The organism is Streptomyces sp. NBC_01288 (genome assembly GCF_035982055.1).
Classification (GTDB): Bacteria; Actinomycetota; Actinomycetes; order Streptomycetales; family Streptomycetaceae; genus Streptomyces.
The window spans coordinates 9,292,068-9,306,531 of sequence record NZ_CP108427.1 but is presented as its reverse complement, the minus strand read 5'-3'; the positions used below and the strand labels follow the sequence as shown (position 1 = coordinate 9,306,531).

The 14,464-nt window shown below is 72.3% G+C and carries 13 protein-coding genes; 4 read left to right on the top strand and 9 right to left on the bottom strand.

The features are described from left to right. Window positions 1–215 precede the first annotated feature (215 nt). Window positions 216–1,466 carry an MFS transporter gene (locus OG194_RS41785; RefSeq protein WP_327405916.1) on the top strand — a complete coding sequence of 417 codons (1,251 nt, stop codon included), beginning with the start codon at window positions 216–218 and terminating at the stop codon, window positions 1,464–1,466. A 297-nt stretch (window positions 1,467–1,763) separates the two neighbouring features. Here the strand turns inward: OG194_RS41785 and OG194_RS41780 are convergent, their stop codons facing one another. The 5 genes from OG194_RS41780 to OG194_RS41760 form a co-directional block, all read right to left on the bottom strand. Then, on the bottom strand, window positions 1,764–4,154 hold the full coding sequence (locus OG194_RS41780) for a phosphoketolase family protein (RefSeq protein WP_327405915.1): 2,391 nt from the start codon (window positions 4,152–4,154) through the stop codon (window positions 1,764–1,766). Window positions 4,155–4,243: 89 nt separating this feature from the next. Next, the gene (locus tag OG194_RS41775) at window positions 4,244–5,152 is read right to left on the bottom strand and encodes a universal stress protein (protein WP_327407379.1); all 909 of its coding nucleotides are present in this window, start codon (window positions 5,150–5,152) and stop codon (window positions 4,244–4,246) included. A gap of 54 nt (window positions 5,153–5,206) precedes the next feature. Beyond that, complete coding sequence (locus OG194_RS41770) at window positions 5,207–6,100, bottom strand: universal stress protein (RefSeq protein WP_327405914.1); 894 nt, start codon at window positions 6,098–6,100, stop codon at window positions 5,207–5,209. A 155-nt stretch (window positions 6,101–6,255) separates the two neighbouring features. Next, window positions 6,256–6,882 carry a hypothetical protein gene (locus OG194_RS41765; protein ID WP_327405913.1) on the bottom strand — a complete coding sequence of 209 codons (627 nt, stop codon included), beginning with the start codon at window positions 6,880–6,882 and terminating at the stop codon, window positions 6,256–6,258. A gap of 218 nt (window positions 6,883–7,100) precedes the next feature. Beyond that, window positions 7,101–7,604, bottom strand: coding sequence for a hypothetical protein (locus tag OG194_RS41760; RefSeq protein ID WP_327405912.1), 504 nt, complete (start codon window positions 7,602–7,604; stop codon window positions 7,101–7,103). Between the two features lie 216 nt (window positions 7,605–7,820). Between OG194_RS41760 and OG194_RS41755 the strand changes: the two genes are divergently transcribed. Beyond that, on the top strand, window positions 7,821–8,522 hold the full coding sequence (locus OG194_RS41755; protein ID WP_327405911.1) for a response regulator transcription factor: 702 nt from the start codon (window positions 7,821–7,823) through the stop codon (window positions 8,520–8,522). 279 nt (window positions 8,523–8,801) lie between these two features. Here the strand turns inward: OG194_RS41755 and OG194_RS41750 are convergent, their stop codons facing one another. Further along, window positions 8,802–9,653, bottom strand: coding sequence for a universal stress protein (locus OG194_RS41750; RefSeq protein WP_327405910.1), 852 nt, complete (start codon window positions 9,651–9,653; stop codon window positions 8,802–8,804). 226 nt (window positions 9,654–9,879) lie between these two features. Here OG194_RS41750 and OG194_RS41745 point away from each other — a divergent pair, with 226 nt between their 5' ends. Beyond that, complete coding sequence (locus OG194_RS41745; protein ID WP_327405909.1) at window positions 9,880–10,446, top strand: universal stress protein; 567 nt, start codon at window positions 9,880–9,882, stop codon at window positions 10,444–10,446. Here the strand turns inward: OG194_RS41745 and OG194_RS41740 are convergent. After that, window positions 10,433–12,160 (bottom strand): sensor histidine kinase, encoded by a 1,728-nt coding sequence (locus OG194_RS41740; protein WP_327405908.1) that lies wholly within the window; start codon window positions 12,158–12,160, stop codon window positions 10,433–10,435. The genes OG194_RS41745 and OG194_RS41740 overlap by 14 nt on opposite strands. Before the next feature lie 218 nt (window positions 12,161–12,378). On the opposite strand from OG194_RS41740, the gene OG194_RS41735 reads away from it, so the two are divergent. Further along, window positions 12,379–12,987, top strand: coding sequence for a flavin reductase family protein (locus tag OG194_RS41735; protein ID WP_327405907.1), 609 nt, complete (start codon window positions 12,379–12,381; stop codon window positions 12,985–12,987). 9 nt (window positions 12,988–12,996) lie between these two features. Here the strand turns inward: OG194_RS41735 and OG194_RS41730 are convergent, their stop codons facing one another. After that, window positions 12,997–14,223 (bottom strand): beta-ketoacyl-[acyl-carrier-protein] synthase family protein, encoded by a 1,227-nt coding sequence (locus tag OG194_RS41730; RefSeq protein WP_327405906.1) that lies wholly within the window; start codon window positions 14,221–14,223, stop codon window positions 12,997–12,999. Beyond that, complete coding sequence (locus OG194_RS41725) at window positions 14,220–14,462, bottom strand: acyl carrier protein (RefSeq protein WP_327405905.1); 243 nt, start codon at window positions 14,460–14,462, stop codon at window positions 14,220–14,222. The genes OG194_RS41730 and OG194_RS41725 overlap by 4 nt, the downstream gene beginning before the upstream one ends. Window positions 14,463–14,464 lie beyond the last annotated feature (2 nt).

The window sequence follows — 14,464 nt, the reverse complement described above, 5'->3', positions numbered from 1 at the left end:
GTCTGGACGCGGCCCGTGTGCAGAGCCTAGGCTCGCTTCTTCTGTACACCCGAGACCACTTGAGAGACCTCTGCCCGGTGACGGAGTCGGCGTGGGGCACGCGTCCCTGTTCCACGCCAGCACTGGACGGTTCCAGGCGTTGACCACGGGTCGGCACATCAGGACGCCGACGACCCCGTGTGGTCCGCCCCGCCGGGCAGCGAAAGGGACGCGCCGTGTCGTCGGCGACCTATCGCACCCTGCTCCGCACCCCCGGTGCCGCAGCCTTCTACCTCACCGCCACCACAGGCCGCCTCGGCATCGCCATGACCGGCCTCGGCATCGTCTGGCTGGTCCACGGCCAGACCGGCTCCTACGCCGTGGGCGGCCTGGTGACCGGCGGTTTCGCCGTCGCCGAGGCACTGGCCGGGCCCCAACTCGCCCGGCTGATCGACCACTTCGGCCAGACCCGCGTGCTGCCACCGGTCCTCCTCGCCCACGCCACCGCCGTGGTCTCGCTGCTGGCCCTGGTCGAAAACGGCAGTCCCCCTTGGCTGATGACGGCGGCCGCAGCGCTGGTGGGCGCCACGATCCCGCAGCTCGGCGCGCTGTCGGCCGCCCGCTGGTCGGCGCTGCTGCACGGCGAGCGGACCGCGGCTCTGCCCACCGCCTTCGCCCTGGAATCGCTGGGCAACGGGCTGTGCTACCTGGCCGGACCGGCCCTGATCAGCACGGTCGGGGCGAACAGCGGCCCGGCCCATGGCATGGCGCTGGCCACGACCTTGGTGGTCGGCGGCGGGCTGGCCTTCGCCACGCAGCGCCGCACAGCACCGGCGACAGCGACAGCGACAGCGACAGCCGACGCTGCCGGGCGCCGACGCGCGGGCCGCTCGCTGCTGCGGTCGGGTTTCGCGGCGCAGGTCGGCGTCAACCTCACCCTGGGCCTGTACTTCGGCGCCGTACAGGTCTCGGTGACGGCCTTCGCCGTGGAGCACGGCGCGGCGGGCACGGCCGCGCCGCTGTACGCGGTGTCGAACTGCGCCGGCCTGCTGGCCGGGGGGATTTACGGTCTGCGCCGGTGGCGCGCCGCGCCGCAGGCACAACTCGCCCTCGTGGCCGCCGGGTTGGCACTGAGCTGCCTGCCACTGCTCGTAGCCGACTCTTTTCCGGGGCTGGGGCTCACGCTCGCCGTCACCGGCCTGACCGTCCCCCCGATCCTGGTGCTCTCCTCGGTGCTCACCGCGGCATCCGTCCACCGGGCCGCTCTCACCCAGGCGTTCACCTGGCTGAACTCGGCAAGCGCCGCCGGCTCCGCCGCGGCGGCGGCGCTGTCCGGACGCGCGGTGGACGCGTACGGCGCACACGGCGGCTTCGCGATCGCCGCGGCGGCCGCCTCCGCGATGGCAGTCCTGGCCGCGACCCATGCGCGCGCCGCGTGGAGGCGCCGGACCGGCTCCGAGACCCCGCCTCACCTTCCGACGACTTGATCGGCTCACCCGCCAGGGCAGGGGCCGCGGTATGTCGCCGACCAGTGGCACCGAACGGGGCGGCGGCGGGCCCCTGTCACACCGCCAAAGCCTGGTCTGCCAATCGTAATCGGAACGAGGTCATCCGCAACGCCCACATCGGCAGGCAGCTCCCCCCGGCTCGCGACAGAGGTCGGACTCGCGGCGGTGACCCTCTACGTCGTCGTGGCCGAGTCATAACGCGCCGTGGGGCCACGCTCAGGGAGCACTGCCGCGCTCTCGGCAACTCCTTTGCGGCGCAGGGGATCTACGGGCGCGTCAGGCGTTCCAGGTCCAGTCGGCGACCTCCGGCAGGTCGGTTCCGTGCTCACGGATCCAGGCGTGGTGGCGGGTGCGGGCGTCGGCCATCTGCTGGCGTAGGGCGGCGGCACGCACGGCGAGGCCGGGGACGCGGTCGATGACGTCCATGACCAGGCGGTAGCGGTCGAGGTCGTTGCGGACGACCATGTCGAAGGGTGTGGTCGTGGTGCCGGACTCCTTGTAGCCGCGCACGTGCAGGTTGGCGTGACCGGCACGGCGGTAGGCGAGGCGGTGGATGAGCCACGGGTAGCCGTGGTAGGCGAAGATGACCGGCCTGTCGGTGGTGAACAGGCCGTCGTACTCGAAGTCGCTCATCCCGTGCGGGTGTTCGTCGCGGGGCATGAGCCTCGTCATGTCGACCACGTTGACGACACGCACGGCGAGGTCGGGCAGGTGGCGGCGGAGCAACTGGGCGGCGGCCAGCACCTCCAGGGTGGGGACGTCGCCGGCGCAGGCGAGGACGACGTCGGGTTCGCCGCCGTTCTCGGTGCCGGCCCACTCCCAGATCCCGGCGCCGCGCGCGCAGTGGGCGCGGGCCTGGTCCATGGAGAGCCAGTCGAAGCAGGGCTGTTTGCCGGCGACGACCACGTTGACGTAGTCGCGGCTGCGCAGGACGTGATCGGCCACGGAGAGAAGGGTGTTGGCGTCCGGCGGAAGGTAGACCCGCACGACCTCGGGGCTCTTGTTGAGGACGTGGTCGACGAAGCCGGGGTCCTGGTGCGAGAAACCGTTGTGGTCCTGGCGCCATACATGGGACGTCAGAAGGTAGTTGAGGGAGGCGATCGGTGCCCGCCACGTCAACTCCCTCGATGTCTTCAGCCACTTGATGTGCTGGTTGACCATCGAGTCGACGATGTGCACGAACGCCTCGTAGCAGGAGAACAGTCCGTGCCGGCCGGTGAGGAGGTAGCCCTCCAGCCAGCCCTGGCAGGTGTGTTCGGAGAGGATCTCCATCACCCGGCCGTGTCGGTCCAAGTGCTCGTCGACCGGCAGGAGTTGGGCCTGCCAGGCCTTGCCGCTGGCGTTGAAGACGGCCTGGAGACGGTTGGAGGCGGTCTCGTCGGGGCCTACGAGGCGGAAGTCGCGGCTGGCCGCGGTGTCGTGCATGACCTGTTCGAGGAGGTCGCCCAGGATGCGCGTGGGCTCGTGGAGGGTCGTGCCCGGCTTGTCGACGGGGACGGCGAAGCGGTCGAGGGACGGGATGGGCAGATCGCGGACGAGGAGACCGCCGTTGGCGTACGGGCTGGAGCCGAGGCGCTTGGCGCCCTCGGGTACGCAGGCGAGGACGTCCTCGACGGGCCGGCCGTCCGGGCCGAAGACCTTCTCCGGGTGGTAGGAGCGCAGCCAGGCCTCCAACTGCCTTAGGTGCTCCGGGTTTTCGCGTACCTCGGACAGCGGGACCTGGTGTGCGCGCCAGGTCCCCTCGACGGGGACGCCGTCGACCTCGGCGGGTCCGGTCCAGCCCTTCGGGGTACGCAGCACGATCATCGGCCAGTGCACCCGCTCACTCACGCCGTCCTCGCGGGCCGTGCGCTGCATCACGGCGATGCGGTCCAGCGCGTCGTCGAACGCGGCGGCCATCGCACGGTGCACCTGGAGCGGGTCGTCGCCGGTCACATGGATCGGGTCGTGGCCGTAGCCGCGCAGCAGTTCGTCGAGTTCGGACTCGGGGAGGCGGGAGAGGATCGTCGGGTTGGCGATCTTGTAGCCGTTGAGGTGCAGGATCGGCAGGACGGCGCCGTCGTGGACCGGGTCGAGGAACTTGTTGGAGTGCCAGGCGGCGGCGAGAGGGCCGGTCTCCGCCTCCCCGTCGCCGATGACGCAGGTGACCAGGAGGTCCGGGTTGTCGAAGGCGGCACCGTAGGCGTGCGCGAGAGAGTAGCCGAGTTCGCCGCCCTCGTGGATGGAACCGGGCGTCTCGGGTGCCACATGGCTGGGGACGCCGCCGGGGAAGGAGAACTGTCGGAACAGCCGTTCCATACCGGCCCCGTCGCGCGAGACGTTCGGATAGGTCTCGCTGTAGCTGCCCTCCAGCCAGGAGTTGGCGACCACGGACGGACCGCCGTGCCCCGGTCCCCACACGCACAACGCGTCCAGGCCGCGCGCCTTGATCACGCGGTTGAGGTGGGTGTACACGAGGTTGAGGCCGGGCGAGGTACCCCAGTGGCCCAGCAGCCTCGGCTTGATGTGCTCCGGCTTCAGGGGCTCGGTCAGGAGCGGGTTCGCCATGAGGTAGATCTGGCCTACGGCAAGGTAGTTGGCGGCGCGCCAGTGGGCGTCCAGGGTGCGCAGTTCATCGTCGGACAGGTCGGAAGGTGCAGTCGGGTCGAGGTGTTCGGCCTTGGGCATCGGGGGCTCCGGAAGTCATCGGCATGGTTCAACGGGGACGTTGGAGGCGGAACTACTGCGTCAGCAGGCGGAGTTGGGGACGATCGTGCTCATGCGTGCTCGGGCACGATGACCACCGGGCAGGGCGAGTGGTGCAGCACTCCGTGTGCCACCCGGCCCAGTTGGAGGCCGTAGTGCCCGGGTCGGCGCTTGGCTCCGACGACCAGGAGGTCGGCGCCGCGCGAGGCGTCCACCAGCACCGTCCGGGTGTGGCCCTCGACCGCACGGCGGAGTGACGCGACATCGGCGGGGGCGTCCTGGAGCGCCGCTTCCAGCGCCTCCACCGCCTGCTGCTCGTGCAGTCGGGCGGGTTCGCCGGCCATCAGCGCATGGTCGGTGGACTCGCGGGCGGGCCAACGCCAGGCCCGTACGGCCTCCACCTGCACTCGACGCCGTCGCGCCTCCTCGAAGGCGAAGCGCACCGCCGCCGAGCCCGCCGGCTTCTCTCCGACCCCCACGACGACGCGGCCGGGCGTGCCGGTCCGGGCCTGGTTGTCGTGGTCGCCGCGCACGACGACCATCGGGCACTGGGCGTGCCCGGCGAGGGTCAGGCTCACGGAGCCCAGCAGTGCCTCGGCGAGACCGCTGCGGCCGCGGGTGCCCGTCACCAGCACGGAGGCGCTGCGGCTCTCCCGCACCAGCGCGTACTCGGGTTCCTCGGCCAGGACGTCGGTGGAGATCTTCACGTCGGGTCGGCGGTTGTGGGCGCGTCGGGCGGCCGTGTCGACGATGTCCTCGGCCCGCACCTGTTCGGACGGCTTGTCGTGGTCGTCGGCGAGGGAGGTGCCCTCGTACCGTTCCCAGAGCGAGGCGTACACCAGTCGTAGCGGCACCCCGCGCAGTACGGCCTCGTCGGCCGCCCAGTCGACGGCCCGCAGGCTCGGCTCGGAGCCGTCGACGCCGACGACGATCGGGAGGTCCGTCCCGGGGCCGGACCCGGGATCGGGGCGGTCGTCCATGACGAGGGGCTCACCGGACGCTCCTACAACGGCTTCCTTCATGACGGCTGCTCCTCAGTCGTGTGCGACGACGGCCACGGGGGCGGTGGAGTGGTGCAGGACGCCGTGCGCGACCGGGCCGATGTGGGCGCCGAACGCACCGTGGCGGATCCGGCGGCCGATGACGACGAGGGAGGCCGCACGGGAGGCGTCCACCAGGTGATCGGCCGCGCTGCCGGCGCGGGGCTCCAGGACGACCTCGATGTCGGGGTGCTTCTGGCGCCACGGGCGCAGGGCCTCGGTGAGGGAGTCGGTCTCCTCACGGGAGAGTTCCTCGTTCAGGCCCGCGTCCAGCGCGAGGCCGTAGGCGTAGCACGGCGGGAGGTTCCAGCCGTAGACGACGCGCAGGGCGGTGTCGCGTCGGGCGGCCTCGGCGAACGCGAACTCGATCACCGCGTCGGCCGGGCCGTCGGCGTCGAGGCCGAGCACCACGGGCCGGGGCGGAGTGGCGGACGCCGGGTCGGTCTCGTCCTCGTCGGCGGCCTGTTCGCCGGCCCGGACCAGGACCACGGGCAGTTCGGCGCGCGCCACGACGGAGAGGCCGACGGAACCGACGAGGAATCCGCCGACGCCGCTCAGCCCGCGGGAGCCGAGGACCAGCAGGTCGTCGTCCTTCGACGCGTCCACCAGAGCGTCCGCGGGCGTGCCGGTCACCCGCTGCACGGTCACGTCCACGCCGGGGTGACGCAGCCGCAGGCCCTCGGCCGCCTCACGCGGAATCCGCTCGCTCCAGTCCTGCTGGGTCTCGGCACCCAGCAGCGGGGCCTGGGCCAACGGGTCCGGGGCGGGCTCCCGGACGTGGACGACCTTCAACGGCAGACCGCGCAGTTCCGCCTCGCCGGCCGCCCATTCGACGGCGGCACGGCTCTCGGGGGAACCGTCGAGACCTGCGACAACACTGCGGACCATGGCTCTGCCTCCTGAACGGATGTCTGATTCCAGCTTCGTGCCGTAGGGGTTCCCGCGGCAGGGCCGCAGGTCCCCGAAGGGGGCCGATCGGCCCAATGGGCAGCCGGAGGGTGGGCCCCCTCGCCAGGGGGCCCACCGCCTCTTCCGCGGTCAGGTCAGCGCAGCCAGGTGTGGTCGCGGACGATCGGCAGGGTGGACCAGAGCTTGCCGAGACCCCAGGTGGCACCGGCGCCCGCGACCGCGAGGGCGATGAGGACCACGGCATAGACGAGGTGGTAGTCGACGAACGGGTTCGACGACATGCTCGGCGAGCCGTCCGACAGGTGCTTCGCCGGCGGCCACTCGGCCAGCCACATCAGCGCCATCATCGCGGTCCCCGCCACGGCCGCGAGCCGCAGCGCGACACCTGCCGTCAGCGCGACCCCGACGGCGAGCAGACCGAGCATGAACAGCCAGTCCGCCCAGCCGGCACCGGCCCAGTCGTGGAACGTCGACTCCATCGGGCCCGCCGCCACCGAACTCAGAAAGCCTTTCGTGGGCGAGCCGCCGTCGAGCCAGGCCTTGCCGGACGGAGTCGCGTAACCAAGGCCGAACGTCTTGTCGAGGAAGGCCCACAGGAAGACGAACCCGGTCAGTAGACGCAGGGACGCGAAGGCGTGGGCACGCGTCGTGGTGGTCGCCGGGGCGGCTGCCGTCACGGCGCCGTCGGACGCGGATCCGTTCCTGGCGAACGTCGGCAGATGGAAGCCGGAGCTGCGGTGCGGGGGCTCGTGCACGGCCATGATCGGGGTCCTTTCGAGGTGTCGGGTCGTTCGTCGCACCCTCACTCTTGTGCGCCGGGCCGCCGGCCACCTGATGCCGTTGGTCCGCCGCTGCCCGGCCGAACGGCCCCTTCCGCAGGGCCGGTTGGGCCCCGGGCGACGGAGTGTGCCGCTGGACGTCGTCCCGCCCGACGGGCCCCGCGCCGGCGTCGGGAGCGCAGTCCCTTCCGCACCGGGTGCTACGCCGGGGCCTCCGCGGGCGGCCGCCGGGAGTTCTTCCTCCGGCGGTAAGCGGCGACGGGCACCTTGGCGAACAAGCCCGCGAAGGCGAGCGGAATAAGTGGGGAGAGCGCGCGGCCCAGCCGGTTCCAGTCGCCCTGATCCACCGGCACCCAGGATCCCCACGGCTCCTCGGCCACTTTGACCGGCGCGCCGAAGACGGGTTCGGAGGAGAAGCCGGTCGCCGTGATCCGGCGTGTGCCGCCGCCGGAGTCCTGCGCCGGATCGACGAACCCCTTGCAGTCGAGGTCGGGATGACCGCCGCCCCGCGATGTCGTGGCCGGCGCGGACGCCTCGCAGTCCGTGACCCGCATGGTCAGCTCGTTGCCGACAAGCCCCAGGCGCCCGACGGCCGAAACGGCCAGGTAGCCGGCGACACCGAAGAGGGAAAGGGCGATCACACCGCAGAGCACGATCCCGAAGACCTGCTTCCGCCCCGTGCGCGCCGTGGTCCGCTTGATCACGGTCCGATCGTACGAACCCACCGCCGGGCCACCGACAGCACCCCCTGCCTCCCGGTGCGGCAAACCCGCGGTTCGTCGCACCGGGAGGGGCCGACGGGGACACGGCACGAGGGACGGTTGGGCCGGTCGGCCCTAGTGCTCCCGGGCCGGGCGCGTGATGATCGAGGGCACGGGCGGCCCGCGGTCCGTGCTCACTCCGGGGAACGAGGCGTCGAGATGGCCGAGGCACACACCTTCACCGCGCAGGACCCGATCCGCGTCTTCCTGCTGGACGACCACGAGGTCGTCCGTCGCGGTCTGTCCGACCTCCTGGAAGCCGAGGACGACATCTCGGTGGTCGGCGACGCCGAGAACGTCGAGCACGCCCTCGTACGAGCCCCCGCGGTACGCCCGCACGTCGCCGTCCTGGACGTACGCCTCCCCGACGGCGACGGCATCACCGTCTGCCGCGAACTCCGCGACCGCATGCCGGAGTTGGCCGTGCTGATGCTCACCTCGTTCGACGACGAGGACGCCTTGCTCGACGCCATCATGGCCGGCGCGTCCGGCTACGTACTCAAGCAGATCAAGGGTTCCGACCTGGTCTCGGCGGTACGGACGGTCGCCTCCGGCCAGTCGATGCTCGACCCCGCGACAACCGCCCGCCTGATGCGCTCACTGCGGGCCGAACCCACCCAAACCCCGGCGATCTCACCCGAGTTGGCGAGCCTGTCACCGCGCGAGCGGGAGATCCTCGCACTGATCGGGGACGGTCTGACCAACCGCGAGATCGGCAAGAGCCTCTACCTGTCGGAGAAGACCGTCAAGAACCACATCTCCCGACTGCTCGCCAAGCTGGGCGTCCAGCGCCGGGTACAGGCCGCCGTCCTCGCCTCGCACCTGGAACAGCCCGAGCCCGGCAACCGTTCCGGCGGCTGAGCCGCGCGCCGGGCCGTCGGGACGCGCCCCGCACATCCCGGTCGGCTGTGGGCTGTTCAACCTGCGCCACCCCGTTCTCGGTGGCACCACAGTTGCAGGACGCCCGCAGAAAGCCGCCGCTGGGTCCACGCGCCCAACAGCGAATCCCTCGGCATGCCACCGGAGGCGGAGGTACCGGCGGACGACGCGCGGCTCGCACCGCACACCTGAGACCGCGGGCGACCGGTGGAACGCCAGATCCGTTCCACCGGTCACTCGTTCCCTCGGCGTACGCGAGGCCTAGCAGCGGACGAGGGCGACAGGGCAGTCCGCCTCGTGCAGTGCCGTCCGGCAGACCGGGTCCAGCGGCAGGCGCGCGAACCGGTACCGGTCGCGCACCCCGACCACCAGGAGTTGGCTGTTCGCGCCGGCCTCGACGAGGGCCCGGTGGGATCCGCCGCGGGGCCTGCGGCAGCGCAGGGTGACGTCCGGGTACCGTTCGCGCAGTTCGGACAGTGCCCCGGCGACCGCGAGGTCCTCCTCGTCCTGGGGCGTGGCCTGTGCGGAGCCGCCGTAGGGACGTGCGGCGGAGATGTTCCGCAGCCGTACCGACACCAGGTCCGCGCCGCGTGCCGAGGCCTCGGCGAAGGCGAATTCGGCGGCTCCTCGCAGCGTCGACGCGCCGTGGACCACGAGCAGCACCGGGCCGACCGGGTTCGGCCTGCCGCGCACCACCAGCAGGGGACCGGACACACACGCGGACAGGCGCCCGGCGAGCGTGCCGTCGCCCCGGGTGCCGTGGCCGTATGCGCCGTCGCTTCCGACGACGGTCAGCGAGGCGGTGCGCGACTCGCCCTCCAGCACGGTCCCGGGCTCGCCCACGAGGACTCCGCGCGAGATCCGCACACGCGGTGCGGCGCCACGGGCGTACCGCTCGGCCTCGGCCAGTACGCCACGCGTCGACGCGTGCCCGCAGGTCCCGTCCGCCTCCCACGAGGGAATCGCGAACCGCCCCGCCCCGGACGGCCAGCCGACCGCCTGCGTCAGCTCCAGACCGACCCCCAACCGCTCGGCCTCCCGCGCGGCGACCTCGACCACCGCCGTGTTCGACGGCGAACCGTCCACTCCCACGACCACCGGGCCTTTCAGCACAGTCCACCCCTCTCAGGCACCCTCCCCGGACGGAAGAAGCGCTCCACCGGACCCCAGACTCGTGCCGCCCACCGCGCAGTCACAGGGGCCGGACGGACCCGTTCGTCCCACCGACCGGCCCTCTTCCTCCGCACCCCTCCGGCCGGCCGCAAGGGACCTTCGGCCCACGGCACGGCCGCCGCGTCCGGGCCACTGTGGGGACAGGAGACCGAGCAGGGAGGCTGCCATGACCGAACACCCCGACGGCACCGGCATCGTGGTGGGTGTCGACGGCTCCGAGCCGTCGATGGCGGCCCTGCGCTGGGCGGCCGAGCAGGCGACCGTCCTGCACACGGACCTCGTCGCCGTGCACGCCTGGCAACCGGCCGCGAGCGGACACGCGCCCTACGCCGCGGTGCCCGCCGGCCCGACGGTCGACCAGGAGCGCGAGCAGGCCGCCCAGGTCCTCGCCGACACCGTGCGCAAGGCCCTGGGGTCCCGGATCGACGGTGCCGTGCGCCGCGTCGTGGTGGAGGGACCGCCCGCCCGCATGCTGCTCCAACAGGCGCGCGGCGCCGTGCTGTTGGCCCTGGGCCGCAAGGCGCACGGGAACTTCGGACTCCCCTCGGTCGGCCCGGTGGGCCGCGAGTGCGTGCGGCACGCGACGGTTCCGGTGGTGACCGTGCCGGTCGCGGACCGGCCCCGGGAGCCGTTGAAAGCCGTCAACTCGCCTTCGCCGGCGAGGAATAGCGCTTCGTCGTCCGGCGATGGGCGGGCCGCGCCGGAGGCGAGGCGGGCGCCTACTTCCGGGTGACCGGTACGCGCCACACCAGCCTGGTGCCGCCGTCCCGCGGAGTCGTCCAGTTCAGTTCGCCGCCGAGTTGTCGAGCCCGCTCCTCCATGTTCAGGAGCCCACTGCGTCGGCCCTCGGCCGGGATGCCCACACCGTTGTCGGTGACCGCCAGGCGCACTTCGCGGCCGTCGGTCTCCAGGGCGACGTCGGCACGGCCTGCCCGAGCGTGGCGGGCGATGTTGGTCAGCGCCTCGGACAGCACGGCGATCACCTGGTCGGCGATCTCCCGCGGCACGTCGGTGTCGACCAGGCCCTCCATCCGGACGCTGGGCGCGAAGCCGAGCACGGGAGCTGCTTCGGCGGCGGCGTGCACGACACGGGCCCGTAGTCCCGTACCGGCGCCGCCGTCACGCGCCCGCAGGCCGAAGATGGTCGACCTGATGATCTTGATCGTCTCGTCCAGGTCGTCCACCGCCCGCTCCACGCGTTCGGCGGCCTCCTCGTGCTCGATGAATCGGACGGCGCTCTGCAAGGTCATGCCGGTGGCGAACAGCCGTTGGATGGCCAGGTCGTGCAGGTCGCGGGCGATGCGGTCGCGGTCCTGGAGCACGGCGATCTTCTCGGCGTCCCGGCGGCGGTCGGCGAGTTCCATCGCTACGGCCGCCTGGGCGGCGAAGGCCTGAAGGGTCTCGGTCTCCGGCGCCGAGAAGGGCTGCCGCCCGGCCTCCCGCGCCAGCAGGACCACGCCTCGCACACCCGCCTCGCCCGTGCCGATGGGCACGGCCACGGCGGGGCCGAGTCCCCCGAAGCGCGGTGGATCCAGCGAGATGCGGCCGTCGTTGCCGACGTCCGCACTGGTGACGGGAGCGGCTCGGGCGAACGCCAGCCCCATCAGGCTGCGGTCCATGGACAGGACGAGCCCCTGGTGCGCCTCCGCGTCCATCCCGACGGCGATCTCCACGGCGAGCGATCCGGTGCCCTCCATCGGCAGCGCCACCGCCGCGAGGGCCGATCCCGTGATCTCGCCGGCCCGCTCGGCGATCAGGGCGAGGACGTCGGTCCGCGCACCGCTGGACATCAGGCTGTGGGTGATCTCCGCGTTGGCCTGTAGCCAGCGCTCGCGCAGCCGGGACTCCTCGTACAGACGGGCGTTGTCGATGGCGACACCGGCCGCCACGGCCAGGGTCGACAGGACCGACTCGTCCTCCTCGTCGAACTGCGCACCGCCACGTTTCTCGGTCAGGTACAGATTGCCGAAGACCTGGTCGCGCACCCGGATCGGGACCCCGAGGAAGCTGTTCATCGGCGGGTGGTGGGCCGGGAAGCCGTACGAGGCCGAGTGCTGGGAGATCTTCACGAGCCGCAACGGCTCGGGGTGCCGGATCAGTTCGCCCAGGATCCCGTGGCCCTCCGGGTAGGGGCCGATCTCGGCGATCCGCTCCTCGGTGACGCCGATCGTGTGGAAGGCCGACAGGGCCTTGCCGTCCGGGGTGATCACGCCGAGCGCGGCGTACTCCGCGTCGACCAGGACCGCCGCCGCCTCCACGATGCCGTGCAGGACCTGCTCCAGGTCCAGCTCCCGGCCGACCGAGAGGACCGCCTCCAGCAGGCTGTGCACCCGGTCACGCGTACCCCGGGCCGCGTCCAGCCGGGCCTGCAACTCCTCCAGCAGTTCGTCCAGCTTCAGCTGCGGCAGCAGTATGCGGGCCACCCGGGACTCCTCGGGGCTTCCCACCTGCGGTCCTCCGGATCCCTCGAACACGCCCGGAGCCGACCGCTCCCGTCCCGTGCCACGGTAACCGCCCCGGGCCGGTGGGCATATGGGATGCCGCCCGGAAGAAGCACCGCGGGACCGGGACCCACCGCCACCCGTCGCCGTAGCCGGTCGTAGCCGTGCAGCAGAGCGACAGGGCGGCAGCGCGACGCCTCGTGGGTATCTGATATATCGCTGGTATGCGCACTGAATTCAACCCGGCCCAGCTGGACCCGGTCGTGGTCTATCGGCTCCTCACCGCGACCGTCGTTCCGCGCCCGATCGCCTGGGTGTCGACGGTCTCCGCCGACGGCGTCGACAATCTCGCCCCGCACTCCTTCTTCACCGTCTCGTGCGTCGCGCCGCCCATCGTGCAGTTCACCTCGGTCGGCCGTAAGGACTCGCTGCGCAATGTCGAGGCCACCGGGCAGTTCGTGGTCAACCTCGCCCCGGAGTCGCTCATCGACGAGGTGAACAAGACCGCCACGGACTTCCCGGAAGGCGTGAGCGAGTTCGACGCCGTGGGGGTGGAGCGCGAGGCCAGCGCTCGGGTGAAGGCACCGCGCGTCGCCCGCTCCCCCGTGGCGCTGGAGTGCGAACTGCACAGCACGCTACGGCTGGGCAACTCCACCGTGGTCTTCGGACGCGTGGTCCACCTCGCGGTCGACGAGTCCGTCCTGCACGACGGTCATCCCGAGGTCACCCGGCTGCGCCCCCTGGCCCGGCTGGGCAAGGACGAGTGGGGCACCCTCGGCGAGGTTGTCGACCTGCGCCGTATCCGGTACGCCGACTGGCCCGCGTCGAGCTGAGCCGGGAGGTCATGCGGGGCTCACCGCCAGCACGGTGTTCTGGCCGCCGAATCCCATGGAGTTGCTGAGAGCCAGGCCGATCGTGCGGGGCGTCTCGGTCGTGGTCAGGGTGATGTCGATCTCCGGGTCGGGCGTGGTGAGGTTGGCCGTGGGCGGGACGACGCCGTGCTGGACGGCGAGCACGGTGTAGGCGGCCTCGACGGCTCCGGCGGCGCCGAGGAGGTGCCCGGTGACGCCCTTGGTGGAGCTGACGTGCGGCCCGTCGGGCAGGACCCGGCGCAGGGTGCGGGCCTCGACGAGGTCGTTCATCGGCGTGGAGGTGCCGTGCGCGTTGACGTGGGCCACGTCCCGGGGCGCGGCGCCCGTCTCGGCGAGGGCCTGGCGGATCGCCTGTTCCAGGCCGTGTCCCTCGGGGTGCGGGGAGGTGATGTGGTGGGCGTCGGCGCTGCTGCCGTGCCCGGTGATCCGGGCCCGGACGCGCGCACCGCGGGCCCGTGCGTCGGCGGTCCGCTCCAGGACGAGGAGACCGGCGCCCTCGCCGGCGACGAAGCCGTCGCGGTCGGCGTCGAAGGGCCGGGAGGCGCCCCGCGGGTCGTCGTCGCGCCTGGAGAGCGCGCCCATTCTGGCGAACCCCGCCATGATCAGCGGGGTGACGAGCGCTTCGCTGCCGCCGGTGAGGACGATGTCGCAGCGGTCCAGCGCCAGCAGGTCGCGGGCGGTGGCGATCGCCGTGGCACCGGAGGCGCAGGCGGTGGCGACGACCAGGTTGGGGCCTCGCGCGCCGAACTCCATCGCGACCTGCCCGGCCAGCATGTTGGGCAGGTACATCGCGAGCAGCAGCGGTGTCACCCGCTGCGGTTTCTCTGTCAGCAGTACCTGGTGCTGGCTTTCGAAGGTCTGGGTGCCGCCTCCGGCGTTGCCCAGCACCACGCCCACCCGTGCCCCGTCCCAGGTGCCGGGGTCGAGCCCGGCGTCCGACACCGCCTCGTGGGCGGCGACGAGGGCGAACTGGACGAAGCGGTCGAGGCGGTGGGCCCGCCGCCCGCCGAGCAGGGCCTCGGCGTCGAAGCCCGGTACCCGGCAGGAGATCCGGACCGGCAGGTCGGCCAGGGCGGGGTCGGGGGCGGCCGCGGTGGCCCGGGCGGCCCGGATCGCGGCCCAGTTCCGCTCGGCCCCGATGCCCGCCGGGGTCACCAGCCCGAGGCCGGTGACCGCCGTGTCGGTGCCGGGTGTCATGCCCGCGCCTGGGTGACCCGCTCGTCCACCAGCCGGGCCATGTCGGCCAGGGTGGCGAGGTCCTTGAGCTCGTCCTCGTGGATGTCGATGCCGAGGTCGCGCTCCAGGATGACGGTGAGTTCGACCAGCGCGAGGGAGTCGAACTCGATGTCCTTCAGGGTGGCGTCCGGGGCCACCAGGTCGGCGGGAACCTTGAGGTCCTCGACGAAGATCTTCTTGAGGGTGTCGTAACCGGTCATGC

Coding starts and splice junctions, on each gene's coding strand:
- OG194_RS41780 (WP_327405915.1), bottom strand. CDS start 4,154: ATGCCCAAGGCCGAACACCTCGACCCGACTGCACCTTCCGACCTGTCC.
- OG194_RS41775 (WP_327407379.1), bottom strand. CDS start 5,152: ATGGACGACCGCCCCGATCCCGGGTCCGGCCCCGGGACGGACCTCCCG.
- OG194_RS41770 (WP_327405914.1), bottom strand. CDS start 6,100: ATGGTCCGCAGTGTTGTCGCAGGTCTCGACGGTTCCCCCGAGAGCCGT.
- OG194_RS41765 (WP_327405913.1), bottom strand. CDS start 6,882: ATGGCCGTGCACGAGCCCCCGCACCGCAGCTCCGGCTTCCATCTGCCG.
- OG194_RS41755 (WP_327405911.1), top strand. CDS start 7,821: ATGGCCGAGGCACACACCTTCACCGCGCAGGACCCGATCCGCGTCTTC.
- OG194_RS41745 (WP_327405909.1), top strand. CDS start 9,880: ATGACCGAACACCCCGACGGCACCGGCATCGTGGTGGGTGTCGACGGC.
- OG194_RS41735 (WP_327405907.1), top strand. CDS start 12,379: ATGCGCACTGAATTCAACCCGGCCCAGCTGGACCCGGTCGTGGTCTAT.
- OG194_RS41730 (WP_327405906.1), bottom strand. CDS start 14,223: ATGACACCCGGCACCGACACGGCGGTCACCGGCCTCGGGCTGGTGACC.
- OG194_RS41725 (WP_327405905.1), bottom strand. CDS start 14,462: ATGACCGGTTACGACACCCTCAAGAAGATCTTCGTCGAGGACCTCAAG.